The 26,265-nt window shown below is 58.0% G+C and carries 22 protein-coding genes; 18 read left to right on the forward strand and 4 right to left on the reverse strand.

The genetic code is table 11. The features are described from left to right. Nucleotides 1-209: 209 nt before the first annotated feature. Nucleotides 210-1,361 carry an alpha/beta hydrolase gene (locus I2I05_RS10790; RefSeq protein ID WP_196282257.1) on the forward strand — a complete coding sequence of 384 codons (1,152 nt, stop codon included), beginning with the start codon at nucleotides 210-212 and terminating at the stop codon, nucleotides 1,359-1,361. Between the two features lie 163 nt (nucleotides 1,362-1,524). On the opposite strand, the gene I2I05_RS10795 is transcribed toward I2I05_RS10790, so the two are convergent. Continuing rightward, on the reverse strand, nucleotides 1,525-2,334 hold the full coding sequence (locus tag I2I05_RS10795) for an SAM hydrolase/SAM-dependent halogenase family protein (RefSeq protein ID WP_317192341.1): 810 nt from the start codon (nucleotides 2,332-2,334) through the stop codon (nucleotides 1,525-1,527). A gap of 83 nt (nucleotides 2,335-2,417) precedes the next feature. On the opposite strand from I2I05_RS10795, the gene I2I05_RS10800 reads away from it, so the two are divergent. Together I2I05_RS10800 and I2I05_RS10805 are read left to right on the forward strand one after the other, a co-directional pair. After that, on the forward strand, nucleotides 2,418-3,491 hold the full coding sequence (locus tag I2I05_RS10800; RefSeq protein WP_196282258.1) for a PhoH family protein: 1,074 nt from the start codon (nucleotides 2,418-2,420) through the stop codon (nucleotides 3,489-3,491). Between the two features lie 125 nt (nucleotides 3,492-3,616). Further along, a complete protein-coding gene (locus I2I05_RS10805) occupies nucleotides 3,617-4,051 on the forward strand; it encodes a GNAT family N-acetyltransferase (protein ID WP_196282259.1) in 435 nt (144 codons plus the stop codon). Nucleotides 4,052-4,063: 12 nt separating this feature from the next. Here I2I05_RS10805 and I2I05_RS10810 read toward each other — a convergent pair whose 3' ends face one another. Continuing rightward, nucleotides 4,064-5,002 (reverse strand): phytanoyl-CoA dioxygenase family protein, encoded by a 939-nt coding sequence (locus tag I2I05_RS10810; protein WP_196282260.1) that lies wholly within the window; start codon nucleotides 5,000-5,002, stop codon nucleotides 4,064-4,066. Nucleotides 5,003-5,134: 132 nt separating this feature from the next. Here I2I05_RS10810 and I2I05_RS10815 point away from each other — a divergent pair, with 132 nt between their 5' ends. From I2I05_RS10815 to I2I05_RS10865, 11 genes are all read left to right on the forward strand, one after another. Next, complete coding sequence (locus I2I05_RS10815) at nucleotides 5,135-7,411, forward strand: ComEC/Rec2 family competence protein (RefSeq protein ID WP_196282261.1); 2,277 nt, start codon at nucleotides 5,135-5,137, stop codon at nucleotides 7,409-7,411. Nucleotides 7,412-7,669: 258 nt separating this feature from the next. Further along, complete coding sequence (locus I2I05_RS10820; RefSeq protein ID WP_196282262.1) at nucleotides 7,670-8,476, forward strand: enoyl-CoA hydratase/isomerase family protein; 807 nt, start codon at nucleotides 7,670-7,672, stop codon at nucleotides 8,474-8,476. A 126-nt stretch (nucleotides 8,477-8,602) separates the two neighbouring features. Further along, the gene (locus I2I05_RS10825) at nucleotides 8,603-9,097 is read left to right on the forward strand and encodes a sterol desaturase family protein (RefSeq protein WP_196282263.1); all 495 of its coding nucleotides are present in this window, start codon (nucleotides 8,603-8,605) and stop codon (nucleotides 9,095-9,097) included. Nucleotides 9,098-9,175: 78 nt separating this feature from the next. After that, the gene (locus I2I05_RS10830) at nucleotides 9,176-10,078 is read left to right on the forward strand and encodes a MerR family transcriptional regulator (protein WP_196282264.1); all 903 of its coding nucleotides are present in this window, start codon (nucleotides 9,176-9,178) and stop codon (nucleotides 10,076-10,078) included. A 234-nt stretch (nucleotides 10,079-10,312) separates the two neighbouring features. Beyond that, a complete protein-coding gene (locus I2I05_RS10835; RefSeq protein WP_196282265.1) occupies nucleotides 10,313-10,864 on the forward strand; it encodes a sigma-70 family RNA polymerase sigma factor in 552 nt (183 codons plus the stop codon). 231 nt (nucleotides 10,865-11,095) lie between these two features. Beyond that, nucleotides 11,096-12,589, forward strand: a complete 1,494-nt coding sequence (locus tag I2I05_RS10840) for a phytoene desaturase family protein (RefSeq protein ID WP_196282266.1) — start codon at nucleotides 11,096-11,098, stop codon at nucleotides 12,587-12,589. Between the two features lie 73 nt (nucleotides 12,590-12,662). Further along, a complete protein-coding gene (locus I2I05_RS10845) occupies nucleotides 12,663-13,505 on the forward strand; it encodes a phytoene/squalene synthase family protein (RefSeq protein ID WP_196282267.1) in 843 nt (280 codons plus the stop codon). A gap of 241 nt (nucleotides 13,506-13,746) precedes the next feature. Next, complete coding sequence (locus tag I2I05_RS10850; RefSeq protein WP_196282268.1) at nucleotides 13,747-14,232, forward strand: hypothetical protein; 486 nt, start codon at nucleotides 13,747-13,749, stop codon at nucleotides 14,230-14,232. Between the two features lie 472 nt (nucleotides 14,233-14,704). Continuing rightward, entirely contained in the window at nucleotides 14,705-15,556 is an 852-nt protein-coding gene (locus tag I2I05_RS10855) for a 4-hydroxy-3-methylbut-2-enyl diphosphate reductase (RefSeq protein WP_196282269.1), read from the forward strand. A 67-nt stretch (nucleotides 15,557-15,623) separates the two neighbouring features. Next, on the forward strand, nucleotides 15,624-16,367 hold the full coding sequence (locus tag I2I05_RS10860; RefSeq protein ID WP_196282270.1) for a fatty acid desaturase: 744 nt from the start codon (nucleotides 15,624-15,626) through the stop codon (nucleotides 16,365-16,367). A 665-nt stretch (nucleotides 16,368-17,032) separates the two neighbouring features. Continuing rightward, a complete protein-coding gene (locus I2I05_RS10865) occupies nucleotides 17,033-17,803 on the forward strand; it encodes an alpha/beta hydrolase (RefSeq protein ID WP_196282271.1) in 771 nt (256 codons plus the stop codon). 391 nt (nucleotides 17,804-18,194) lie between these two features. Here I2I05_RS10865 and I2I05_RS10870 read toward each other — a convergent pair whose 3' ends face one another. Together I2I05_RS10870 and I2I05_RS10875 are read right to left on the reverse strand one after the other, a co-directional pair. After that, nucleotides 18,195-18,563: a heavy-metal-associated domain-containing protein gene (locus tag I2I05_RS10870; protein ID WP_196282272.1), complete on the reverse strand. Its 369-nt coding sequence runs from the start codon at nucleotides 18,561-18,563 to the stop codon at nucleotides 18,195-18,197. Between the two features lie 88 nt (nucleotides 18,564-18,651). Further along, complete coding sequence (locus I2I05_RS10875; protein ID WP_196282273.1) at nucleotides 18,652-21,009, reverse strand: TonB-dependent receptor; 2,358 nt, start codon at nucleotides 21,007-21,009, stop codon at nucleotides 18,652-18,654. A 401-nt stretch (nucleotides 21,010-21,410) separates the two neighbouring features. Here I2I05_RS10875 and mraZ point away from each other — a divergent pair, with 401 nt between their 5' ends. From mraZ to I2I05_RS10895, 4 genes are all read left to right on the forward strand, one after another. After that, complete coding sequence (mraZ, locus tag I2I05_RS10880) at nucleotides 21,411-21,884, forward strand: division/cell wall cluster transcriptional repressor MraZ (protein ID WP_196282274.1); 474 nt, start codon at nucleotides 21,411-21,413, stop codon at nucleotides 21,882-21,884. Next, nucleotides 21,881-22,804 (forward strand): 16S rRNA (cytosine(1402)-N(4))-methyltransferase RsmH, encoded by a 924-nt coding sequence (gene rsmH, locus I2I05_RS10885; RefSeq protein WP_196282275.1) that lies wholly within the window; start codon nucleotides 21,881-21,883, stop codon nucleotides 22,802-22,804. The genes mraZ and rsmH overlap by 4 nt, the downstream gene beginning before the upstream one ends. A 167-nt stretch (nucleotides 22,805-22,971) precedes the next feature. Continuing rightward, the gene (locus I2I05_RS10890) at nucleotides 22,972-23,808 is read left to right on the forward strand and encodes an FtsL-like putative cell division protein (RefSeq protein WP_196282276.1); all 837 of its coding nucleotides are present in this window, start codon (nucleotides 22,972-22,974) and stop codon (nucleotides 23,806-23,808) included. Next, the gene (locus tag I2I05_RS10895) at nucleotides 23,805-26,246 is read left to right on the forward strand and encodes a penicillin-binding protein (RefSeq protein ID WP_196282277.1); all 2,442 of its coding nucleotides are present in this window, start codon (nucleotides 23,805-23,807) and stop codon (nucleotides 26,244-26,246) included. Before I2I05_RS10890 ends, I2I05_RS10895 begins: the two co-directional genes overlap by 4 nt. The last annotated feature ends 19 nt before the right edge of the window (nucleotides 26,247-26,265 follow it).

Genomic DNA, 26,265 nt, shown 5'->3' on the forward strand with positions numbered 1-26,265 from the left:
TAAAAAAATATAAACCTAAAATCGAATGATGAAAAAACTTGGAAATGACGACAATCGATTGAATTCTATCTAAGACAATAGATGCAACCACACCAGCAGGCTGGTATTCTAAAAAAGCGGTAAAAAGTGCAATAAGGCTAACCTCAGATTTCTTTGTCCGTAAGCATTTGCATTTATCTCATTTCCCCTTTTACCAAGCTCTTATTCTTATGAAAAGAATTTCTCTCCAATCACTTGCCTTAGCCGTGGTCGCCGGCCTGTTGCTGAGCAGTTGCAATAGCCAGCCGACCAACTCGGAGGGCGGCGCAAATACCTCGGGTACATCGGACGAAGCCACCGTTACCTCCGACACGACCGCCACCGCGGGCGGTGCTAGCGGCTCGGTGCGGCCCACCGGGGCCAAGCCTGCCTGGGGCCCCGACCTCAAGCCCGAGATGCAGGCCGTAATCGAGCAGCTCAAAAGTTTCGACCCCAAGCCGCTGCCGGAGCTAACCCCCGCGCAAGCCCGCAAGCAAGCCGGCCCCACCGAAGCCGCCATGAAGCAAATGCGCGTGAGCAATATCGCTGCGCCGCCCCTTAACTGCGACACCACCAGCAAAACCCTGATGCCCGGCGTGAAAGCGCGCATCTACACGCCCAAGGGCGGCACGGCGCCCTATCCGGTGGTGGTGTACTACCACGGCGGCGGCTGGGTAATTGCCAACCTCGATACATATGGCGCCTCGGCGCAGGCTTTGTGCGAGCAAACCGGGGCCGTGGTGGTATCAGTGGCCTACCGCCAAGCACCTGAGAAAAAATTCCCCACGGCCCACGACGACTCGTTTGCGGCTTACCAGTGGGTACTGAAAAATGCCGCCAGCATTAAAGGCAACCCTGGCTTAGTGGCCGTAGCGGGGGAGAGTGCCGGTGGCAACCTAGCCTGCGCCGTGAGCATGATGGCGCGCGACCGCAAAGTGGCTCTGCCCAAGTACCAGCTTTTGGTGTACCCCATCGCCGGTTCGGCCACCACCACGCCTTCTTACCAAAGCAATACCGAAACCATGCCCCTGAATAAGGCCGGGATGGAGTGGTTTTTCAAACATTACCTGCGCACACCGGCCGACGGCAAAGACCCGCGCATCAACCTGGTGGCGGCCAACCTCCAAGGCCTGCCTGCCACCACCATCATTGCCGCCCAGTACGACCCGCTGCTGAGCGAAGGCCGCACGCTGGCCGATAAGCTGGAAGCCGCAGGCGTGAAAGTGAATTACAAGCTCTATAACGGCACTACCCACGAGTTCTTCGGCATGGCCGCCGTGGTGCCCGAAGCCAAAGCTGCCCAGGCCGTTGCGGCCAGCGACCTGAAAGGCGCACTGAAATAAGGTATCCGTTTTCTGATTCTTAATCAGAAAATAGATGAAAGCATTGCGCTATCAAACCAGAACGTGCTGCGGAGTTGCTCGATGCAACTCCGCAGCACGTTCTGGTTATGGCCAGTGATGGAGCGCTGTCTGGTAATTATAAAAGCTGCCGATGGGAGGCGTGCTAATCTGCCTGAAAGCGCACGTCAATCTGCGAATCGAAGTGCAGCCCCAGCAGCTCGGAGGCGTTGCCCTGGCAAATGCCCAAGCACAGGCAGTCCTGGCTGTTGAACACGGCCACGGCCTCGCCGGGAGGAGCGGCCGAAAAGTGGGGGTGCACGTCCTTCACCACATCGCGGCCGAAGTGAATGGCAAAGCCGCGGCCGTGCCCGACGGCATCGACGGCCGTGCGCGAGATATTGGTGACGAGGTTGCCGTAGTGGTCGACGTGGGCCACATGGCCGGTAATGCGGTGGTCCTGCAAGCGCAGTTGCCGGTTGTTGAGCTGGTGGAACGCCGTGACGAGCGGGCCGATGCTGGACAGCGCCGCGCCCTGGGCCAGGGTGACGGCGGCGGGCAGCAGCACGTCGCGGGTGGGCGAGGAGCTGACCGCCGCGGGCAGCGCCACCAAGGCCTCGGGCGCGCCGTTGGTGAGCAGGGCAATGATGCCATTGTCGCCGGCCACAAAATAATGGCCTTGGTAAAGTGCGGCTTGCCAGCCCGGCTCGGGACCGGCGCCGTGGTCATCGACGCCGATGACGTGCGCCGTGCCAAGGGGAAAATCCCGGAATACCGATTGGAGAACGTGAACGGCGTGCGCGATGTTGAAGGGTTCGACGCCGTGGCTGATGTCGACCACCGTAGTGGCCGGAGCCAGCTGCAACAGCCGCGCTTTTAGCGCCGCCACGTAGTGGTCGCGGTAGCCAAAATCTGTCAGCAACGTTATCAACCCCATGCCTTCGTTCGGTAGTTTTTCGTAGTATTGTTCATTCACCTGAACCCCGGCAAAAGTAGCCGGTTTAGGGTGAAAACGGGCTGTTTTTTGTCACCCTACCTCTTTTCCCCCTCTCTTCCCACTTGGTCGAAAAAATCATCATCCTCGAAAACATGTCCTTGGTCGATTTCCTGGGCCCGGACAATCAGAACATTCGCCAGCTGGCTGCGGCCTTTCCCGGGTCGAAAATCATCAGCCGGGGCAATGAAATAAAAATCCAGGGCCAGACGGAAGTCATTGCCCGCATCAACGACCTGCTTTCCTCGCTCATCGAGCACTACCACCAGTACGGTCAGATTACTGATAAGACCGTGAATCAGTACCTTTCGGCCACTAGTGAGGAGGCCGAAGGCCGCGTGCTGGCCGCCTCGCCTGATGTTATCCTGTTCGGGGCCAAGGGCGGGGTCATCAAAGCCAAAACGCCCAACCAGCAAAAGCTCGTGGATACCGTCATGGCGCACGACCTGACGTTCACGCTGGGCCCCGCCGGTACCGGCAAAACCTACATTTCGGTGGCCCTGGCCGTGCGGGCCCTCAAGAACAAGGAGGTGAAAAAAATCATCATTTCCCGTCCCGTGGTGGAAGCAGGCGAAAGCCTCGGTTTCCTGCCCGGCGACATGAAAGAGAAGGTAGACCCTTACCTGCGGCCTATTTACGATGCCCTGGAGGACATGATTCCGGCCGAAAAGCTGAAATTTTACCAGGAGAATAAAATCATCGAAATTGCCCCGCTGGCTTACATGCGCGGCCGCACCTTGAACAACGCGTTTGTGCTGCTCGACGAGGCCCAGAACACCACCCCGAGCCAGATTAAGATGTTTCTGACCCGCATGGGGCCCACAGCCAAGGTAATGGTGAACGGCGACCGCAGTCAGATTGACTTGCCCACGCGCCAGAAATCGGGCCTGATGCAGGCCATGGATATTCTGAAAAACGTGCAAGGAATTGGCTACGTCGAAATGACCTCGGAAGACGTGGTGCGCCACCGCTTGGTGAAGGAAATTGTGGAAGCCTACGACAAGTTCGACACCGAGGAAACGAGCCGCCAGGCCCAGCAGAATGGCCTCCGCCGCGACGAGCGCCACGAGCGCCGGCTGCTGGAACTGCAGCAGCAAACCGAAACCGAGCTGCCTGTGAACCAGGAGCAGCCGCTGTAATTACTCCCTAAACGAAACACCTGTCATCCTGCGCTTGCGAAGGACCTTATCCCGGCTGAACGGCGAGTTCAAACGTGGCAAGGTCCTTTGCAAGCGCAGGATGACAGTTTTATGACGCTAAATCCATGTCCGCTACCGCCTACCGGGTCACCGACCTGCGAGACCTCGACGCCGCTTTCACCATCCGGGAGCAAGTATTTCAGGAAGAGCAGGGCGTGCCGGCTGCCAAAGAGCACGACGCGCACGACCGCACCGACGCCCGCCACTACCTGGCCCGCGCCGCCGATGGCACGCCTGCCGGCGCCGCCCGCTGGCGCGAAACCGAAAACGGCGTGAAACTGGAGCGCTTTGCGGTGCTGGCCAACTTCCGGAACCAGGAAATTGGCGCCGCCTTGCTACACGCCGTGCTTGCCGACGTCCGAACTGAGCTTCCTGATGCGGAAGTGTACCTCAATGCGCAGCTACGCGCCATCCCTTTCTACGAGCGGCACGGCTTTAAGAAAGAAGGGGAAATGTTCGAAGAAGCGAATATTCAGCACTACAAGATGGTGCTGGGGTAGGCCGATAGTGGGTTATCCCAGCAGGGCCGGCCGCTGCGTGATTTCGTGGTAGCAGATATGGGCGCGGCTGAAGTAGTGAAACACCATGCTCTTGCGGGTTTGGGCTTTGTCGAGGTGTGGCTCGCCGCCGTGCATCAGGTTGGCGTGCCACACAAAAACGTCGCCTTTGCGGGCCAGGAACACCTGCTTCTCGATGCCGGCCTCGGCAATGCGGCGGGCGATGTAGGCTTCGTAGGCCGTGTATTCCTTGTCGCCGGTTAGCCAGGTGCTGCCTTCGTTGGCGTAGTCAGCATTAAGGTAATAAGGAAGCTTGTGGCTGCCGGGGTAATAGTGCAGCGGGCCATTGCCCGGGGTGATGTCTTCCAATGCCACCCAGGCCGCCGCCATGCCCCCCAGCGGAAAGGTGCTCATGTGAATACTATCGGAATGGGTGTGTTGCTCGCTGCCTGTGAGGAAGTTAATGCTCTGAAACAGCGTGGTTTCGTGCCCGAGCAGACCGGCCACCAGCGCCCGCAGAGAGCCCTCGCCCGCATCGCGAATGGGCGCCGACTTGCGGAAGGCAAACATGAACTTGTTGCGGTAGCGCAAGTCAATCTGCTTGGTGGCAATAAGATTTGCCAAGTCCTGATTGATGGCATCAACCGCCTCAGTACTTAAAAACCCGGGCAGAATGGCGTAGCCGTTGTCTTCAAAGGCCAGCAAACTGGCTTGGCTGGCGGCCGGCAATGCCCGAAACGCCGGGCTGGCCGCCAGTCGCTCCGCCAAGGGCGGTGTGGGCGGCAGGCCCGCCGTGGGCGCCAAGTGGGCAAAGTCGCGGCTGCTGATGGGGGAGAAGTACTGCTTTTTCAGGCCCAACCGCTGGTACAGCGGCAGGTTGTGGGCCAGCCTGGCGCGCTGGAACAGGTTGTAGGCGGCGTAGCTGAGCTTGAGGCGGCGCAGGAAGGAGAACATCGGTAGCAACAGATTTTAGAGGAGCAAGATAGGGGCTTGGGGAGTGGAAGGGGGCGGCAGGAGGCGGGTATGCTGCATAAACGCTTACATTGCTAGGCCAATACTTTCCTCTCTACCAACTATCTCCGAGCCATGATTACCTGGGCTGCTTTTCCATTCGTGCGGTACACCCCTGCGCTGATTATCGGCATCGTGGCCTTTCTCAACCTCGGCGAGGGCTGGCCCGAATTGTGGCCTTATGCCTTGGCACTGGCGATTTCTGCCGTGCTGCTTATATTTTGGAGCGTGAGGCAGCGCAGCCCGGCCGCCACCGATGCTGCCGGCACGGTGGCGCTACTTGCGGTGGCGCTGCTGGGAGCCGCCCTCACGCAACGCGCCACCGAAAGCCGCCGCGCCGACCACCTTTCCCGCTTCGCCGACCAGGTCGAATCTTATCAGGCCGTGGTGGACGATTACGTGGTGGTGCGGGCGGCTACGTACGCCACCACCCTGCGCGTGCAGGCGGTGCGGGTGGCCGGCCGCTGGCGTAAAGCCACGGGCGGCGTGCGGGTTTCGCTGCCCCGGGTAGCCGGAATTGCCCAGCCGAGCTACGGCGAAGTGTGGCTCATTCGGGGACACCCCGACCTGAGCAAGGCTCCGCTCAATCCCGGCGAGTTTGACTACCGCCGCTACTTGGAGTACCGGCAGGTATACCACCAGCAATACATTCACCTCGACCAGTACCGCCTGCTGCGCATTGCGCCGCCAAATGTGCTGATTGCCATCAGTATGCGAGCTGCGACGCAGCTCGACGGCGTTTTCCGGCAATACATTAAGGCCAAGCGTGAGTACGCCATTGCTTCGGCGTTGGTGCTGGGCATCAAGGACGATGTGGACGCAGAAACCAAGCAGGCCTACACCAACACCGGCACCACCCACATTATGGCCGTTTCGGGCTTGCAGGTGGGGCTGCTGTTTGCGGCCATGTCGTGGCTGTTGCGGGTGCTGTTTGGGCGGGTGCGGGGCTTTCAGGTGTGGTCGGCGCTGGTGGGTTTGGTTGTTATCTGGAGCTACGCTTTTCTCACGGGCTTGTCGGCGTCGGTGCTGCGGGCCACGGTCATGTTCACGTTTGTGATTCTGGGGCGCGCCACGGGGCGGCAGGATATGATATTTAACACGCTGGGCGCGGCCGCTTTTGCGCTGCTGGTTTTCAATCCGTTCATCGTGGCCGATGTCGGCTTCCAATTGTCGTTTTTGGCGGTGCTCAGCATCGTGTACTTGCAGCCGCGCATCGCGGGCTGGCTCGACGTGGAAGGCTATTTCTATGCCCGGCGCCGGCCTTGGCAATCCCGGCCGGTGCAGTGGGCGTGGCGCGGCAGTGGCTGGTTTCTCGATTTGGTCTGGAAAGCCACGGCGCTGTCGTTGGCCGCGCAGGTGGCCACGTTTGGGCTGGGGCTCTACTATTTTCACCAATTTCCGCTCAGCTTCCTGCTTTCCAACCTGGGGGCCGTGCCCATCTCGAGCGGCGCCGTGTACGTGGGCCTGGGCTTGTTGCTGCTTAAAGGAATTACCGCAGCCGTGACCGCCCTGTTGCCCGCCGCCGGCCCCGCGCTCGATTGGCTGCCGCGCGGCGTGGCCTACCTTTTTGAAAAAATGGTGTGGGCCTTCAATGAATACATTTTCTGGGTGAGCCGCGTCATGTCGGGTTCGGTCATCCGCGAAGTGCACGTTACGGCGTTGCAAACGGTGCTGCTATTTTTCCTCATTGGCGCCCTGCTGGCCTGGGCCAACACCCGCCGGCTGGGCTGGCTGAGTTGGTCGGCGGGCATCCTGCTCCTCTACGCGGGCACCCGGGTAGCCGAGGCCCGCGCCGTGGCGCCCACCGAGGAGTTCATCGTGTACAGCATTCCGCGGCGCTCGGCCGTGGGGTTCTGGCAGGGCGCGGCGGCCGAGTTTGTGACGCCCGACTCGGTGGCCCTGAACGAAACCGAGCGCACGTACCGCCTGCTGCCGGGCCTGATACGGCGCCAAGCCACGCACCCCACGTATTCGGTGGGCTGGCGCCATACCACCATTCCCGTGCAGCGCCTCGCCGACCCCGACAGTGCCAACGAGCACCTGTTTATGAAGCCCGGGCCCGTGGTGGTGGCCCATTGGCGCGGCTTGCGCATCGGCTTCGTTTCCAACCGCATTTCCTCGGCCACCCGGCCCGTGCCGCTGGATGTGCTGGTGCTGCGCCGCAACGCCCGCCTCAAACCCGAAACCGTGGCGGCCGTTTTTGGCAAGAAAACCCAGGTAGTGTTCGACTCTTCTTGTAAAATATGGTACGTCGCCCGGCAGGATTCCAGCCTGCGCGCCCACGGGTTTCGCACCTGGGACGTCACCGCGCAAGGCGCTTTTCGGTGCCGGCCGCCCATGGCTGCGCGGTAGCCGCTCAGCCCTCAAAAACCGCCAAGACGGTGGAGCTGCCCGCGTTGCGGGCATTCAATCGCGTGCTAGCTTTTGGGCTTGCCGCCGCAATGCGTATATGCCAGTGCCCGAAGGCGTTCAGCGTTTCGGGGCGTCGGTTGGTCGAGAAAAATTATCCGACCGGGTGTTTTTTGCGTTAATTGCTTTGAAGGATGCCACCCTTTTGGCCCGGCGGTCATCCTTGAGAATAACCATCCGCCCGCGCCGTTACCGCTTCTTATGGAAAACCTTCTTACCCCCGAACTCGAAGCCTTGCGCTACATTCGCTACGAAGCCCAGGACCGCATTGGCTACATCACCCTGAACCGGCCCGATAAGCGCAACGCCCTGAACGCCGACGTGGTGACCGAGCTGAAGCAAGCCTTCGAATTTGCTGAAAACGATGAATTGGTGAAGGTAATCGTGCTGCGGGCTGCCGGCGACGTGTTCTGCGCCGGCGCCGATTTGGCGTACATCCAAGACCTGCAAGGCTTCGGCTACACCGATAACTTGGAAGACAGCACGCATCTCATGCAGCTGTTTCATCAGATTTACACCCTCAAAAAAGTGGTGATTGGCCAAGTGCAGGGCCACGCTTTGGCCGGCGGCTGCGGCCTGGCCGCCATCTGCGACATCACGTTTGCCGTGCCCGAGGCCAAGTTTGGCTACACGGAAGTGAAAATTGGCTTCCTGCCCGCCATCGTAAGCGTGTTTTTGCTGCGTCGAATCGGGGAGGCACGTACCAAGCAGTTGTTGCTCAGCGGCGATGTGGTTTCGGCCCAGGCTGCGCTGGACATGGGGCTTATCACCTTCCTTTCGACCAAGGAAGAACTGGCTGGCACCGTGCACGCCTACGCTCAGCGTCTGTGCCGCGAAAACTCGGGCCAGAGCATGGAAGTAACCAAGGAAATGCTCGCCCGCTTGCCCGAAATGCCCTTGGAGGAGGGCCTGCGCTACGCTGCGCAGCGCAACGCCGAAGCCCGCGGGTCGGAAGACTGCCGCAAGGGCATCGCCGCCTTCCTGAGCAAGGAAAAGATTAGCTGGTAGCGCAAAAAGCTGTTTATTAGCGGCCCAGTAGTTTGGAACGCCGTTCCGCCCCCTAGATTGAGTGGGGCGGAACGGCGTTCCGGCGTTCATTTGAAACAACACTTTCTCTACCCCGGTTACTCACGCATGACAGCACTGGCCGCCATCGGCATCACCCTCATAACGTTTGGTTTCATGGAATTCTGGGCCTGGTTCATGCACAAGTTTGTGCAGCACGGGCCCCTGTGGGTATTGCACCGCTCGCACCACGTGCGGCACCCTCACCCGGTTGAGCGCAACGACCTGTTTTTCCTGATTTACGGGGGCATTTCGGCCGCTTTGTTTATTACCGGCGACAACGGCGGGCGCTGGTGGTTTTGGGTAGGAGTGGGCATTGCCGCCTATGGTACCGTGTATTTCTTCGTGCACGACGTGCTGATTCACGGCCGTTTGCGCTTCTGGAAAAAATCAGACAACACCTACCTGCGGGCGCTGAACATGGCCCACAAAACGCATCATAAAACCACGGGCCGCGACGGCTCTGCCGAATTTGGCCTGCTGTGGGTTTCGCCGAAATACCTGGAGCTGGCGCGCAAGCAGGCGCAAAAGCGAAAAGAAAAATCCAGCGAAATGCAGCGTTAGCCCTCCTCTATAACATTAGTGTCTTCAATTACTTAGTCTATTGGTTCCTTTCCACTATTCGTTTTTCACCGCTACTTAATGGGCCACTACTCCATCAGCGACTTAGAGCAGCTTTCGGGCATTAAGGCGCATACCATTCGGATGTGGGAGCAGCGTTACGGGCTGCTGCGGCCCGTGCGCACGGCCACCAACATCCGGCTGTACTGCGACGACGACCTGCGCCGCTTGCTCAACGTGGCCACGCTGTGTGGGCAGGGACGCCGCATTTCGCAGGTAGCCCGCCTCAACGACGACGAAATCGCGCGGGCCGTGCTTGCCAAGTGCGAGGACGCCCACGACTACGCCCGGCAAGTGAACGCCCTGCTGGCCGCCATGCTGGGCATGGACGAGCCCGCTTTGTGCCGCCTGCTCGACGAGGCCACCCGGCAGCTTGGGTTCGAAAAAATGATGCTGCATGTGGCCTATCCGCTTTTGCAGCGCATCGGCCTGATGTGGCTGGCCGGCACCATGAACCTGGCCCAGGAGCACCTGCTGTCGCACTTGCTGCGCCAGAAAATACTGGCGGCCACCGATGCGCTGCCGCCCATCGATGCACACGGGACGCCCCGGTGGCTGCTGTTTTTGCCCGAGCACGAGTTGCACGAGCTGGCTTTGCTGTTTATGAACTACGCCCTGCGGGCGCGGGGGCAGCACACCATGTACCTCGGCCAGAACATGCCCATCAAGGAACTGGGTGCTGTGTGCCAGACCTACCAGCCCGATGTGCTGGTGACCGTGCTTACTACCCAGCCCGAACGCACGCGGGTGGGCGACTTTGCCCAAGCGCTGCACCAGTTGTGCCCCGCCGGCCGGGTGGTTCTGTATGGCAGCTTGGCGCGCCAGGAGGGCTTGGTATTGCCCCCAAATTTTGTTGTCCCGCCATTAATGACCGATTTTCTGACTTGGATTAGCGAAATTAATTTCGCCCCGGTAGCCGCCTAAACCGCAGTTGTCCGTGCAATCCGTTCGCCGCTTGGCCCCGTAAATGCGCCTGTTCCTCGAGAAAATCCGGCCATTGGACGAAGGAATGGGGAAGGGAATAAATGCGCTTCTTACTTTGACGCAAGAACAAGCAGCATATACAATCGACCGGGTAAATTTCTTTTGCTAGTCGTGGCTTAATTTCAATAAGCCTCGTATATTTGTTTAACAATCGGCCACGAAAAGCTAAACAGAATGACTTCGCTAGAATTTACCTCGCAAGTGCAGAAGATTTCGCTCACCCTCCGGCCCGCCGCCATGAATTTGACGCGAGACGCTGATGATGCCAAGGATTTGGTGCAGGAAACGCTTCTCAAAGCCCTCCTCAACAAAGACAAGTTCAAAGCCGGTACCAACCTGAAGGCGTGGTTGTATACCATTATGCGCAACACCTTCATCAACAACTACAACAAGATTACCAAGCGCAGCTCCAACATCGATTCGACGGAGTATTTCCAGTATTTCAACACCGACCAAAATTACATCACCCACAACGGCGCCACTTCGGACTTTGTGGTGCGCGACATCAACGAGGCCATTGCTGGCTTGGGCACCGACTACCGCACGCCGTTCATGATGTACTACATCGGCTACAAGTACATGGAGATAGCCGAGAAGCTGCAAATCCCCATCGGTACCGTCAAAAACCGCATTCACATTGCCCGCAAAGAATTGAAGTCGGCCTTGCAGGTGTACGCACCGGTTGGGGCTTCTGCCGCCGAGGTAACCGAAACGGTTGAAGATTAATAGCTTCACTTGAAAATCTTGGCCGCCGGCCTTGCTGCTGCAACCTTGCGGCGCGGGGCCGGCGGCCTCTTTTATGCCCGTCACAATTCTTGGGGCTGAGTTGCGGCAGAGCATCTTTGCTGCCAGCTCCGCTAATCGGTCGAGCTACTTTCTTATTTAAGGGGGGTGGGTTTTGTTTCACCTAAGCCGCTCTCTAGCTCCATTCTCTATTTTAATTGCGCGCAATTCACCTTGCAAAACGATACCACAACCAAACAAGCTCTCGTCATCGGCGCCGGTTTTGCCGGCTTGGCCGCGGCCACGACGCTCGCCCAAGCCGGCTGGCGCGTCACGGTGCTGGAGAAAAACGAAGGCCCCGGCGGCCGGGCCCGTGTGTTCCGCGCGCAGGGCTTCACTTTCGACATGGGTCCGAGCTGGTACTGGATGCCCGACGTGTTTGAGAAGTACTTCGCCCGCTTCGACAAGAAGGTTGCCGACTACTACGAGTTGCAGCGGCTGGACCCTTCGTATCAGGTGATATTCAAAGGGCCGGAAGCCGTGGACATTCCGGCCAAAATGAGCGAGTTGCGGGCTTTGTTCGAACGCTACGAGCCCGGCAGTGCCGCCCGGCTCGATGAATTTTTGAAGCAGGCCGCCTACAAATACGAAGTCGGCATCAACCGCTTGGTGTACGCGCCCAGCCGTTCCCTATTCGAGTTTGCCGACCCCAAGCTGCTCGTGGATATGGTGCGGATGGACGTGCTCCAAAGCATGCACAAGCACGTGCGCCGCTTCTTCAAAGACCCGCGCCTGCTGGAACTGGTGGAATTCCCCATCCTCTTTCTCGGGGCCACCTCGGAGAACACGCCCGCCTTGTATTCGCTAATGAACTACGCCGATTTGGCGCTGGGCACCTGGTATCCGAAAGGCGGAATGCACAAGATTGTGGAAGGCATGGTGCGCCTGGCCGAAGAGACGGGGGTAGAAATCCGCTACAACGAGGAGGTTAGGGAAATTGTAGTTGAGAACGGCCGCAGTACTGGCGTGCGCACCGTCAGCGGCTTTTTTGCCGCCGATGCCGTGGTGGCCGGGGCCGATTATCATCACATCGAGCAGGAAGTGCTTAAACCCGAGCACCGCCACTACGACGCGAAATACTGGGATTCGCGCACCATGGCGCCGTCGTCGCTGCTGTTTTACCTCGGCGTGAATAAGAAGCTGGACAAGCTGCGGCACCACAACCTGTTCTTCGACGAGGACCTCACCCAGCATGCCCGCGAGATATACGAGCAGCCCCAATGGCCCACCAAGCCCCTGTATTACGCCTCGGTGCCCAGCAAAACCGACCCCACGGTAGCACCCGAAGGCCAGGAAAATCTGTTTCTGCTCATTCCTGTGGCGCCCAACCTAACCGACGACGAAGCCACCCGCGAGTACTATTACGACTTGCTGATGGACCGGCTTGAGCGCCATTGCGGCCACAGCATCCGCGACGCGGTGGTTTTCAAGCGCAGCTACGCCCACCGCGACTTCGTGGCCGACTACCACAGTTACAAAGGCAACGCTTACGGCTTGGCAAATACGCTCAAGCAAACCGCCATTTTGAAGCCCACCCTTAAGAGCAAAAAAGTCAGTAATTTGTATTTCACCGGTCAGCTGACCGTGCCCGGTCCGGGGGTGCCGCCTTCGCTCATTTCGGGGCAGGTAGTGGCGGGGGAGGTGCTAAAGGAGAATGCTGGATTATGAGTACCGAATGATGAGTTAACTCAACTGACTCGACCATTCATGACGCATAACTCAAAACTAAAAATTCAACGAAGTGGACCACGTTAAACTATTCACTGATACCAGCCTAGCGTGCAGCAAGCTCATCACGGGGCGCTACAGCACCTCGTTCACGTTGGGCATTCGCACGCTCGACGAGAAGTTGCATTTGCCGGTTTACGCCGTGTATGGCTTCGTGCGCTGGGCCGATGAAATAGTGGACACCTTCCACGACCACGACAAAGCCGCACTCTTGGCCGACTTCCGGCGCCAGACCTACGAGGCCCTGGAAACCGGCCTGAGTTTCAACCCGATTCTGCATGCTTTTCAGCACGTGGTGCATCGTTATGGCATTGACCACGAATTCATTGAGGCATTTTTGCACAGCATGGCCCTGGATTTGGAAGACCAGAACTACCATCCCGGCTTGTACAGCGAATACATTTACGGCTCGGCCGAGGTGGTGGGGCTGATGTGCCTGCGCATCTTTTGCGACGGCGATGCGGCCATGTTTGAGCGCCTGCGGGAGCCGGCCCGGCGGCTGGGGTCGGCGTTTCAGAAAGTGAATTTCCTGCGCGACATCCGCTCCGACTACGAAGAACGGGGCCGCGTGTATTTCCCGGGGGTTGTGTACCAGCACTTCAACGACGTGACCAAGAGCCAGATTGAAGCCGATATCAAGGCTGATTTTGAAGCGGCGTACGAGGGCATCGTGCAGCTGCCGCGCTGCGCGAAGCTGGGCGTTTACCTGGCCTATGTTTACTACCTGAAGCTGTTTTATAAAATAAAGAAGTTGCCCGCGGCGCGAATTTTAGGCGAACGGGTGCGGGTGCCCGATAATACCAAGATTCTCTTGCTGTTGGGGTCCTACTTTCGGTACCGTTTGTCGCGCATTTGAGAACAGCAGGCATTTTTGAGCACGGGTTTTGCCATTGGCAAAACAAATGGTTTTTGTGCTCCGTAGTTTTGCCAATATGAAAATTCTCAGTGTGCTCTTTCTGTCTGGTATGGTTGATGTTGTTTTTGCATCGCCAGCCACGTCCTTACGTATGGGCATAGAGCCAATGGCCGGCGCCAGCACAAGCGCCGGGTCGGCCAGCATTGCCGCCCCCAGGCCTCTATTTCTCAATTCTTTAATCTTGCCCTCTTCCAACGTGCCTTCTCCTTACGACCCCGCCAACCTGCGCCGCCACTACGAGCAAGCCGCCGCTGATAAAACTGCCGGCGAAAAATTCTATAAGCTGCTGGCCGACTACAAAGACCGCGACGCCCTGGTGCTGGGCTACAAAGGCGCCGCCGAAGCCATCCGGGCCCGCGATGCGTCCATGTTCAACAAAATGAGCTACGTGCAGGACGCCGCCCGCACCTTTGAGCAAGCCGTGGGCTTGGACCCCCAAAACCCCGAAATCCGTTTTCTGCGCTTTTCCGTGGAAAGCAACCTGCCCGCCTTTCTGGGGTTGAGCAAACACGTGGACGAGGACAAGGAGATGTTGCTCAGCGCGGCCCTGAAACACCCCAAATCCGGCCTCGACCCGGAAGCGTTTCGCACGGTGCGTGATTTCCTGGTTGGCCGCGGCCACGTGACCGACGAAGACGCCGCGCGGTTGGGCAAGGTATCAGAGTAAGTTTACCAATTCGCAGGGCCGATACTATAGTTGGCCTTGCGCATTTTCCCGCTTGAACGGTTGGGTATTCTTTTCGAGCCCAATTTGATTTGGGAGTGTGGGGCGCGCGATGTATCGCCCATGAGACGGGCTGATGGTGTATGTGCCGATAGCCGCGTTGGCATCCCGAATTAATTAATTCGGGATTTCCTCTCCAACTGTTCACAATATCGCTGCGGATAAGTGTGCTGGGGATTTTGGGCAGACTATTAATTAAGAATGCCCGCACGAAAAATCAATTGACTCAAATTAGAAAACGCCCTACAACCAGGCGTTTTGGGTTGATAACGCAGGCCCGCCCAAAGAGGAAATAGTAAAAGATTTTGAGGGGAACAAAGGGCTTGGCAAACTGAAATGAGCTTCGTTTTCGTATTTTCGGCAGCCCGGCAAATGTTTCGCAACCTTGCGGGTAGGTTGCTGGTTACTTCGGCCTATGCCACAACTGTCGCTCAGCGTCCGTATCGACCCCAACTCCGGCTTTTGCTTTGGCGTGATTTACGCCATTCAAATGGCTGAAGACTTGCTTGATGAGCAGGGCTACCTGTACTGCTTAGGCGACATCGTGCACAACGATGAAGAGGTGCAACGCTTGGAGGCGCGGGGCCTGCGCATTATCTGCCACGAAAGACTGGCCGAGCTGCGCGATGAAGCCGTGCTCATTCGGGCCCACGGCGAGCCGCCGGCCACCTACCAGATGGCCATGGAAAACAACCTGACTCTGATTGATGCCAGCTGCCCGGTGGTGCTCAAGCTCCAAAATCGCATCAAAGCCAGCTACGACAAAAAAGAGCAGATTTTCATCTACGGCAAGCACGGCCACGCCGAGGTTCTCGGCCTGCTGGGCCAAACCAGCGGCAATGCCGTGGTATTTGAAAACCTGGAAGAGTTGCTTCAGCACGAATTGCCCGAGAACATCACCCTCTACAGCCAGACTACCAAAAGCACCAGCAGCTTCTACAACATCAAGAACGAGCTGGAGGGCCGGGGCATTCGGGTGAATGCCAACGACACCATTTGCCGGCAGGTGAGCAACCGCGACAAAGACCTGCGCCGATTCGCCGCGCAGTTCGACCAGATTGTGTTCGTGTCGGGCACCAAAAGCTCCAACGGCAAAGTCTTGTACCAGGTGTGCAAGGAAACCAACGCGCAAACACAGTTCATTTCCAACGTGGGCGAAATTCAACCCGCGTGGTTCCAGCCCGGCCAGTCGGTGGGCATTTGCGGGGCCACCAGCACGCCCATGTGGCTGATGGAACAAGTGCGCGACCGCCTGGCTGCGCTGTAGCCGGCACAGAAACGCATGATTTTTTGATTTCCGGCCCCGTATAAGTCGTTCAAGTTTTCTTTCCTGCATGCCGCTGACTGTCAAATCGCACTTCCCCCACGTCTCGGCCGCTTCCCGCGTGGCGCCCGCGCCGCTGGGAACCAAAGGAGTAGCGGTAGCGGCGTTGGTTTTTGCAAGCTGGGCGGCCCTGCTCACCTTCCTGATGGCATTTTACCAACCCGACTGGCGGAGCCCAACCCCGTATCTGCTGCTGCTGCTGCAAACGCACCTCTACACCGGCCTGTTCATCACGGCGCACGATGCCATGCACGGCTTGGTAAGCGCCAATAAGCGCCTCAACAATGCCATTGGCACCGTTGCTGCTGGCTTGTTTGCCTACAACTGGTTTCCCGGGCAACTGCCCAAACACCACGCCCACCATCGCCACGTGGGCACCCACGATGACCCCGACTTCCACGACGGCAAGCACCCCGGTTTCCTGCCCTGGTTCCTGCGCTTCGCCTGGAACTACGTGACCTGGTGGCAAATAGCCCTAATGGCCCTCACCTACAATGTGCTGAAGCTGTGGTTTCCGCAGGCCAATGTCATCGCCTTTTGGATGATACCGGCGCTGTTGGCCACGCTGCAGCTCTTTTTCTTCGGAACTTACCTGCCGCACCGCGGCGAACACGCCCCGGACAACAAGCACAAGTCGCGCAGCCAGTTGCGACACCACGTCTGGGCCTTTGTGAGTTGCTACTTCTTCGGTTACCACTACGAGCACCACGACCAGCCGTATTTGCCGTGGTGGCGGCTGTGGCGGGCTAAGTAAGCAAGTTGGCATGATGAAGTTGCCCTTAATATCCTGCTGATTAGATTTATATGGGCATTAACGGTTTTGAACGACCGAAAAAGTCAAAAAGCCCCGCCTCTGAATAGAAGCGGGGCTTTTTGACTTTTTCGGTAAAAGCGTGGTAGAGAATTAGCGCGGGCAAAACAGATAGTGACACTTGGCTGAACTGGCTACGCACCCGAGCGAGGACGGGTCGGTCCGCCGCCACGCGGTCGGCTTGGCTCAGGGGTTGGTTCATCGGCTACCAAAGCTGCTGGCGTTGCCAGCGCCGGAAACGAGGCGGGCGAACTGCGCCATTGGCAACCGGTGTGGCAGATATGGCGTGCCATGTCGACTACTTCTCTTCACACAAGTGGCGTTTGCGTTGCGCCAGCCGCAACGGAGCCACAACTTGCCACTGCGAGTCAGAAATGGGTTGATTACTGTCAACCATAATGCCAGCGGAGCCTAAGAGCTTCGCCTGCAGCTTACTGACGCGTTTTCTTTGCTGCCACGAGCTAATTCCCGAGCACTCTCTGAACAAGCGCATGAGGGGTAAAATGCATCGACATATTTCCTTAACTTAAGAAGAGTAATTGGCGCATTCGGGAAGCAACTGCTGATTGGAAAAGAGTTAATTGTAAACCTTATAACATGGAAGGATTATGACAACGTCAAGAACCATCGTACTCATTCACGGGAATTTTGTGAATAACGCCTGTTGGACGGAATGGAAGCGCCACTATGAGCAGAAAGGTTATAAAGTTTATGCCCCTGCGAACCCCGGGCACGAGGGGAATCCTGTGGAACTGAGAGCAAGGGTTCATCCTGACCTTGTTAAAACCGGGTTTATTGATGTGGTTGATAACATCGTTAGCTTACTAGATTCCTTGCCCGATAAGCCATTGGTTATTGGTCATTCCATGGCAGGAATGGCCGCCTTGAAGCTGGTTCAGATGAGAAAAGCGGCGGCTGGTGTAAGCATTGATGGAGCACCGCCAAAAAATGTCTTCCCGCCCTTTCAAACCCTTAAAACTGTGTTGCCAGCCTTTGGATTCTTTTCATTTAAGAAATACTTTATGGGTAGTCGAAAATGGTACGATTATGCGTTTTTCAATACGATTCCTGATGCCGAAAAAGCAGATGCATTTGAAAAATTTGCGGTGCCTGAAAGTTACAAAGTCAGTCGGCAATTGGTTTTTAATTCTTTTTCAAACCTGGATTTTAAGAAACCTCACGCACCAATTTTATTTATTGGCGGCGGTAGCGATAATATTTTTCCGCCCAGTCTAACTCAGAGAATAGCCGGCAGGTACAAGGATGTAAACAGCCCGGTTCATGTCAAAATATTTGAAGGGAAAAGCCACTTCATATGCGGGGAACCCGGTTGGGAAAAGGTGGCGGATTATATTTTGGATTGGTACGAGCAGCAGTAGTGCTGCACAACAGAGCAAGCAGGGGGAAGCATCAAGGAAAAGGCGCACAGTGCGGAAAAGCGGCAGCCGAGCCGGCTCACTTTATCCGCATCATTCGCATAGCCGCGCCTCGAATGGATAACAAAATCCGAGCATTTTCCCTGGCTTCTACTCAAACAGCTGCGCATAAAAAACGGAGGCCTCATGCAAGAGGCCTCCGTTTCGGAATACACTAATCCGCAACCGACGGCAGCTTGTTGGCTGCGCAGAGCTTATACGCGTTTTGGAGAATTGTCATGCTTCGACCAGCCGAGCGTGACGGAAACGACATTTTTATAAAGTCCCAAACCCACTCTAAACGGCGAGGGCGGCCAAACGCCTTCGTGCAAATTGCCCATAGGTACTTCGGCTTTTAGTGCACTGCGTTGGTCTTTTTGCAGCAGTCGGGCAGGCGGCTGTAGGCGCGGGCGTCGGCGGCTTGGTCGTCGGCATCGTAGCCGGTTTTTTGCACGGCAGTGCGCAGGGCGGCCGGCGAAGTTTTGTCGGGACGGTAGGTTACCGTAAGCATTTGGGTCGGCACATCAAGCACGGCGCTTTGTACGCCCTTTTCGTAGGCCAAGCTTTTTTCGAGGCGGGTTTTGCACATCTCGCACACGGCCGAAGTTTTGAACTGGGCAGTGGCTGCGCTGGCTGTTTTGGCTTGCGCTGCCGGTGCGGTTTGGGCCTGCGCGCTAGAGAAGCTCAACAAAGCAAACAGCGGGAGGGAGAGGAGTAATTTCATATAAGAAGGTAGTTGGGGCTTACTGATGATGCGCACAACAAAATTACGGCCATAAAAAGTCGCCGACGATATTAGTGCTGTTTCTCGACTACTCGATGCGGTAGCGCACGCCCAGGTACGTGAGCCGCCCGTAAACCGGCCCCCATACCATGGCGGCATCAAAACCAGGGCCGAAGGGATTGGCTGCGCTCTCGATGGGATTTGCCTGGCGGTAATCGGTCAGGTTTTCAACCCCGGCGTACACATCAAGGCGCTTAAAGCCGCGGGTAAGTTGGGCATTGAGCAGGGCATACCGGGGCGCCACGTCCGGCACGTATGCCTGCCCGCTGCCGTGCCCGTGATCGCTGGTGATGGGAGCGAGCGGGCGTTGCCCATACCATTGCACCGTAAGGTCGCCCCGCCATTTGTCGAAGGCGCTGGCATAGCCCAGGTTGAGAAAGGCCCGGTGAGCCGGGGTGAGCGGCTTGGGCAGCAGCACGCCGTCGTAGGTAGTGCGCACGTCAAGGTACTTGTAGGCACCCTTCACCTGCAAGCCTTTCAGGGGCTCAAGCTGCAGCTCGGCCTGGAAGCTGCGGGCAAACGAGCGGCCGCCGGCCGGAAGATTGGCAATGATGACGTAGCGAGCGGCCGTGTACATGTCGGCCACCACTTGGTTATCGAATTCGGTATGATAATAATCGACAACGAACGTGGCCGAACGCCCCAACACGGTGAAATATTGGGTTGCGCTGCCGCCTAGGTTCCATGCCCGCTCGGGGCGCAGGTCGGGAAATACCTGGAACTGTCGGGCGCTGGCCAGCAGGGCGGCGTTGTCGGCAATGGGATTGGCTACGCGGAAACCCCGGCCGGCGGCCAGGCGCAGCACGGTGTTTTTGGAGGGGTCGTATTTGAGGTTGAGGCGGGGCGTGACCTGCCAGCCGTAGAGGTTGTGGCGGTCGGCGCGCAGGCCCGCCACAAACGTAAAGTTGCGGCTGTTTTGGTACGTGTATTCGGCAAACCCACCGGGTACCAGCTCCAGCCGGTCGCGGTGTTCGCGGGCGTGTGCTTCCGCCAGTGTCTCGGTTGGGTACCGGTAGCCATCTCGAAAAACTTCTTGGTAGTCATCGTAGAGAAAGCTGAGGCCCGTGCGATACACGTGGGAGGTGTTGCCCAGCACGCTTTGGAAAAGCAGCGTGCCCAGGCCGGTGCGCTGCTTGCCGTCGTAGGTGCGCGGCCCGCTGGCGGCGGCTGGCAAGTAAGCCGGCGTATAAGCAGACACAAAATCGTGGTCGGTGCCGCTCAGCAGCAGGCCCAGGCTTTGGAATGGCCGCGTGGGCCAGGTATAGGAGGTCTTGGCGTAGCCGGTGTAGCGCGTGGTGGCCTGCGTGGTGCCGTAGTGCTGGAAGTAGGCCGCATCGCCGCCGGTATCGCGGAAGTCTACCTGGCCGCCCTGGCGCGTTTCGCGCAAGGCCCCGATTCCGGCTTCGCTCACTATGCCGGTTCCCGACATGTATTTCCACTTATTAAACACATTGAACTGCGTGGCCAAAGGCAAATCCAGGAAAGTGTCGCTGTTGCGGTCAACGCGGTGGCCCAGGTGGTCGGCGTGTAGCAAGAGCAGCGTGCTCCATTTGGGGTTGATGCGTGCCGAGGCGTTTAGGTTGACATCGAGTTTGCCGAGGTCGTTGCCGTACACGTTGAACAGCAGCTGGTCGGTTTTATCCGGTTCCTTCAGCTTTACGTTCACTTGGCCCGAAATGGCTTCGTACCCGTTCACCACAGAACCCGTGCCTTTTATGATTTCAATGTTCTCTATCCAGGGTCCCGCCAAATAGCCGAGGCGGTACGGCGCCGCCAGCCCCCGCAGGGCCGGCTGGTTGTCCACGGTCAGCAGCGAGTAGCTACCATCGAGCCCCAGCAGTTGAATCTGCTTGGCTCCGGATACCGCATCGGAGGTCGTCACTTCAACCGAGGCATTGGTTTCGAAGCTCTCGGCCAGGTTGCAACAGGCCGATTTGGTCAGGTCGGCGGCCGAAATCACCTGAACGTTGGCAGGGGTAATAGCCGAGTAGGCCAGGGCGCGAGCCGTTACGCTGACCTCGCCCAACTCTTGCCCCCCGCGCAGGGCTACCCGCAAGTAAGGCGCCCCGGCAACGGGTACCGCCAGGGTATCGGGTCGGTAGCCCAGGGCCTGCACCACCACCCGCGACGCCGCGCGGGCTGGTCGCACCAGCATAAATCGTCCGGCCGCATCCGTCACGGCCGTGAACTTAGAAGTGTCAGCGCCGTCATCGAGCAGCCAGCGCACCACGGCGCCTGGTAGGGGAGTGGCTTTGCCGGCTTCCGTGACTTCGCCCCGCACCGGCGCAATAGCAGCCGACTGCGCCTTTGCAACCCCGGGGCACAGCCACGCCAGCAAAAACGCACACAGGGCGAGAAGTGAATAAAATCTGTGAATAAAGCTCATTTCATCTGCGGTCTGGGCTATTCTGAAATGGCGCTTGAAGAAGCCCCAACTTTTACACGCTCAAGTAGGAAGCGTGTTCAGAAATCCCAAAGCCAAAGGTAAGGCTTGGACCGAGCGAGGCAGTAACGAAGTCGCTTACGTACTGCCAAAGAAGGAATAACCTCAAGCGAAAAGGAAATACCCATCAACCACGGGTAATTCATGACATCTTGACAATTCAAGATGGCTTAGCTAGAATATAGCGGCAATGAATTTCTTAAAAATCAAGCTAAAAATGCCATTTAGCACGATTGGAGGCACTATTTGTTTTGTGGTAGGAAATGGTAAATCGTGGTTGGTTTTTGATAGTGTTCCCGTACATTTGCTAATACCGTCCCTGTTTCCCTTGGCGGTATGTGCCCATGAACCTGCTATCCGGCGAATACGAATGCAAGCTTGACCCGAAAGGGCGGCTTGTGCTCCCGGCCAAGGTGAAGGGAAATTTGCCAGAGGAGTCGGGCAGCCAACTGGTTTTGGTGCGCGGCTTCGAGCCCTGCCTCGTGCTTTACCCAAGGGCGGCCTGGCGCGTCATCCACGAAAAGGTGATGGCTCTTGATGAGTTCAACGAAGAGTACCGCCAGTTTCAGCGGAATTTCTTTCGTGGGATGACTGAAGTGGAGCTTGATTCAATCAACCGTTTCATGCTACCTCGCAGCATGTTACGCTACGCAGGTATTGAGAAAGAAGCTATTATCGTTGGCCTAGGGAACCGGTGCGAAATCTGGGACCCCAGCCGCTACGATGAATATCTTATAAAAGACCAGCAGAGCTTTAGTAAGTTAGCGCAGAAGTTTTTGTCAGTTGAAACCCCGCCACAAGGTGGCCCCATGGCGTGAGCGAATACACCAACGATACCGCCTACCACCGCCCGGTGATGCTGGCCCAGTGCCTGGCCGCGCTCGACCTGCAGCCCGATGGCCGCTACGTCGACGTGACCTTTGGTGGGGGAGGGCACTCCGCCCGCATCCTCGAAAGATTGACCACTGGTCACCTGTACAGCTTTGACCAGGATGCCGATGCGGAAGCCGAGGCAGAAAAGTTAATTTGTCCTCAATTTACATTTGTTAAGGCTAATTTTCGTGAATTAACTGCTGAACTACAGCAACTTGGTGCATTGCCAGTGGATGGCCTACTTGCTGACCTTGGTGTCAGTTCGCATCAGTTTGATACCCCGGAACGCGGCTTTTCTACCCGCTTTGATGGGCCGCTGGATATGCGGATGGACCCCGACGGGCCATTAACCGCTGCGGATATTCTCAACGATTACAAAGAGGCCGACTTGCACCGCATCTTCGGGATGTACGGGGAGGTGACCAATGCCCGCACCCTGGCCCAAACGGTAGGCGCCGCCCGTCGCGGCCGCCGCCTCGAGACCATTGCCGAGCTAAAGCAAGCCATTCAGCCCTGCACGCCCCGCGGCAAGGAGAATAAGTACCTGGCCCAGGTGTTCCAGGCCCTCCGCATTGAGGTGAACCAGGAGATGCAGGCCCTGCAAGAGATGCTGCTGCAAACGGCCGAGGTGCTACGCCCCGGTGGCCGGCTGGTAGTTCTGAGCTACCACTCGCTGGAAGACAGGCTGGTGAAGAATTTTATCGGCAAAGGGAAGTTTTTTGGGGCCGTCGAAAAAGACTTCTTTGGCAATGAAAGCAAGCCCTTTGAGGCCGTGAACCGCAAGCCGGAAGAAGCCGACCCTGCCGAAGTGGCGCTCAATAGCCGGGCTAGAAGTGCTAAATTGCGTGTTGCAATTCGCAATTAGTATTAAGAAAAAGGAGCAAAACCCAATGAGTAAAGCCTTAAGAACATATGCGTTACAAGTGGCCAGTTCAAGGCCTAATTGTGAGCAATGCATGGGGGCGATGAGTTACTCGGGGGCAGTGGCTTTGGTTTTAATTCATGGTTCAATGTTGAGTGTCATCTAAAACAATGGCCACCAATACGCTCCGCCCTTCCAATACGCCGCGCCGCGCTAATGTGCCCCGCGAAGTGCCCGCGCCTGAGCCCGAGGTACTGCCGGAACCCGTGGTGGCCGAAGTGCCCGAACCGGCGCCGGAGCCCGCCCCAGCCCGCGAAACGAAGCCCCGCAAGCCCAAAAAGGAGCCCCGGCCCCGTAGCTCGTGGAGCCTGTTTTCGTTGCTGGACCGGGTGACGAGCGTGGACGGTCTTTTTCGGGAGGGCTTGCCGGTGCGCTTCCTGCCGCACTTGCTTTTTGTGATGCTGCTCACGCTGCTCTACATCGGCAACACGCACTACGGCAACCGCATGAATCGGAACATTCACCGCCTCAAGCAGGAAACCGAGGACCTGCGCGCCGATTATACGACGCTCAAATCAGACTACATGGAGGCCAGCAAGCAAAGCGAAGTCGCTCGCAAAGTGGCCGCTTTTGGCTTGGTGGAGAGTTCTTCGCCTCCTTTCCGTATCTCGGTGCCCGCAGGACGTCTTGATGCCGCCGAACTGGAATTGATGCCCGTGCTGACGGCTGACACCCTGGCGGCTAGGGCGGCCCGGGATTCAGCGGCGGCGCTGCAAAGTGACATTGCGGCCGGGCGTCGCCGGGAGGCGACACTCGGCGAGGAGGATAGCGGCCCGGAGATTATTGCGCCTCTGCAGTCCCTGGATGGCGATACAACAGCGGCTGGCGCCCCGGCCGAGCCAGCTCGTCGAGCTGCTCCCACTACCAACAGCAAGACCCCAAAGGGTGCTAGTCGGCCCAAGGCCAAAACGACCGACAAACAGGATGCTAGAGCCAAATCTCGATGAAAGGCAACGTTAAGAAGTCCATTGTAACGCGGGTGCGGCTGGCCTTTCTGGGGGTAGCCGTCTTTTCGTGCGCTATTTTCTGGAAAGCCACCAAGATTCAATACCAGGAAGGCGCCCGGTGGCGCGCCCTCGAGCAGGAACGGCGCATTAGCTACCAGCCGGTGCCGGCTACCCGGGGTAATATTTACTCTGATAACGAGAGTATTATGGCGACCTCGCTGCCTTTTTACCGGGTGGCCTGGGACCCTGGTGTGGTGGATGACGCGGTTTTCCGCGCGGGAGTGGATTCGTTGGCGTGGCACTTATCGCACTTTTTTGGCGACCGCAGCGTGCAGGAATACCGCCGCCGGCTCATGAATGCCCGCGACCCTAAGCGGCACGTGGTGCGCTACATGCGGCTCAACTCTCGCCAAATCAACTTTCAGGAGAAGAAGCAACTGGCCAATTGGCCCATTTTCCGGGAGAAGCGCAACCGCGGCGGGGCCATCTTTGAGAAGGTTGACAAGCGGTTTCGGCCCTTTGGGGGCTTGGCCCAGCGCACAATTGGCTTCATCAACGAAGACAAAAACGGTGCGGGCTTGGAGTATACCTTCCAGCAAAGCCTGGCGGGCAAAGCCGGCGAAGCCTTGTTTGAGCGGGTGCCGGGCGGCATTAAGCCCGTGTACGATGGCACTGAAGTCAAGCCGCAACCCGGCTACGATGTGAAGACGACGCTTGATATCAACCTGCAGGACGTGGCTGAAAATGCCCTCTACAAATCTTTGGTTGATAACAATGCCCAGTATGGCTGCGTGATATTGATGGAAGTAGCCACCGGCGAAATCAAGGCGGTGGCCAACTTGGGCAAGGCCTCGGATGGCACCTACAAGGAGGATTACAACTACGCCTTTGCCGACCAAGGCCGAACCGAGCCGGGCTCGACTTTTAAGCTGGCGTCGATGATGGCCTTATTTGAGGCGCACCCCGAGCTTTCGCTCGATGACATGGTGGACACCGGCCCCGGCCGCATGTACGTGGGCGGAGCCGTTAAATCGGACTCGCACGCCTACGGCCGCATCACGGTGCAGCAGGTGTTTGAGAAGTCGAGCAACATAGGCGTGGCCAAGCTGGTCGATAAATATTTCTCGGGCAATCCGACGGAATACACGGACTATCTGAAGAAGTTCGGAATGAACAAGCCGTTGGGCTTCCAGATGACCGGCGAGGCCCTGCCCTACGTGAAGGACACCAAGGACCGCAGCTGGAGTCGCACCTCGCTTACTACCATGAGCATTGGCTACGAGCTGAAGTTGGCCCCACTGCAAACGCTGGCCCTCTACAATGCCGTAGCCAACGGCGGCGTGAAGGTGCAGCCCATGATTGTGCGTGAAATCAAACAGGCCGACCAAGTGCTGCAGCGCAATGAAACGAAGGTGCTGGACCCCAAAATTTGCTCCGATGCCACGCTGGCCAAGGTGAAGTCGATGATGGAAGGCGTGGTACTGGCGGGTACGGCCCGCAATATTCGGCCTAGGGACTACAGCATTGCCGGCAAAACTGGTACGGCCTGGAAATTCAAGAACGGGCAGTACACTAAAATGTATTCCACGAGCTTTTGCGGGTATTTTCCGGCCGATAAGCCCAAATACAGCTGCATTGTGGTGGTAGATTCGCCCCGCAACGGCCGTATATATGGTTCCGACGTGGCCGCCCCGGTGTTCCGCGAAGTGGCCGATAAGTGCATGGCCCGCGACTTGCTCAGCCAGCGGCCGCTGCTGGCCAAAGCCCGCCTGAACAAGAGCCGCGTGCCGATGGTGCGCGCCGGCATGCAGGACGAACTGGCCCTGGTGTGCCAAAAACTGGGACTGGCGGGCCAAACCCAGGCGACCGGCGGAGAAGAGTGGGTCCGGGCGGCCTCAGATACTGCCTTCCACGCCCGGACGGTGGCGTTGGTGGTGAATCCGGTGCGTCCCGGCCGCGTGCCGCTCGTGAAAGGCTTGACTCTGCGCGATGCCCTGTTCCTGCTTGAAAACCGGGGCCTGCACGTGCGGGCCATGGGCATGGGCCGGGTGCGCGAGCAGTCGCTGGCTGTGGGCAGTGCTGTGCAGCGTGGTGACATCATCACCCTCACCCTGGCCGAAACGGGCCCGCGCCCGGAAGCCCCCAAAGCCTTGCCGGAACCCGAACACACCAAGGTGGCCGAAAACAAGCTGATTGTTCCCGCCGAAGTTGACCCGGCGGCCGCCAAACTCACAACGAAGCCCAAAGCCAAGGCCACACCTGCTCGCCCCAAGTCAGCAACCACCACGACTAAGACTGCGGCCGCTAAAACGGTGGAAAGCGCAACCGCGAAGAAACCCGCTTCCAAAACCAAGGCTCCCGCCACGAAGGCGCCCGCTAAGGCTCCTAAAAAGCCGGCCACTAAACCTGCGGCTAAGCCCGCCGTCCGCCACACCTAATTGCTCTGTTTGCCCGGCC

Source organism: Hymenobacter jeongseonensis (genome assembly GCF_015694725.1).
GTDB lineage: Bacteria > Bacteroidota > Bacteroidia > Cytophagales > Hymenobacteraceae > Hymenobacter > Hymenobacter jeongseonensis.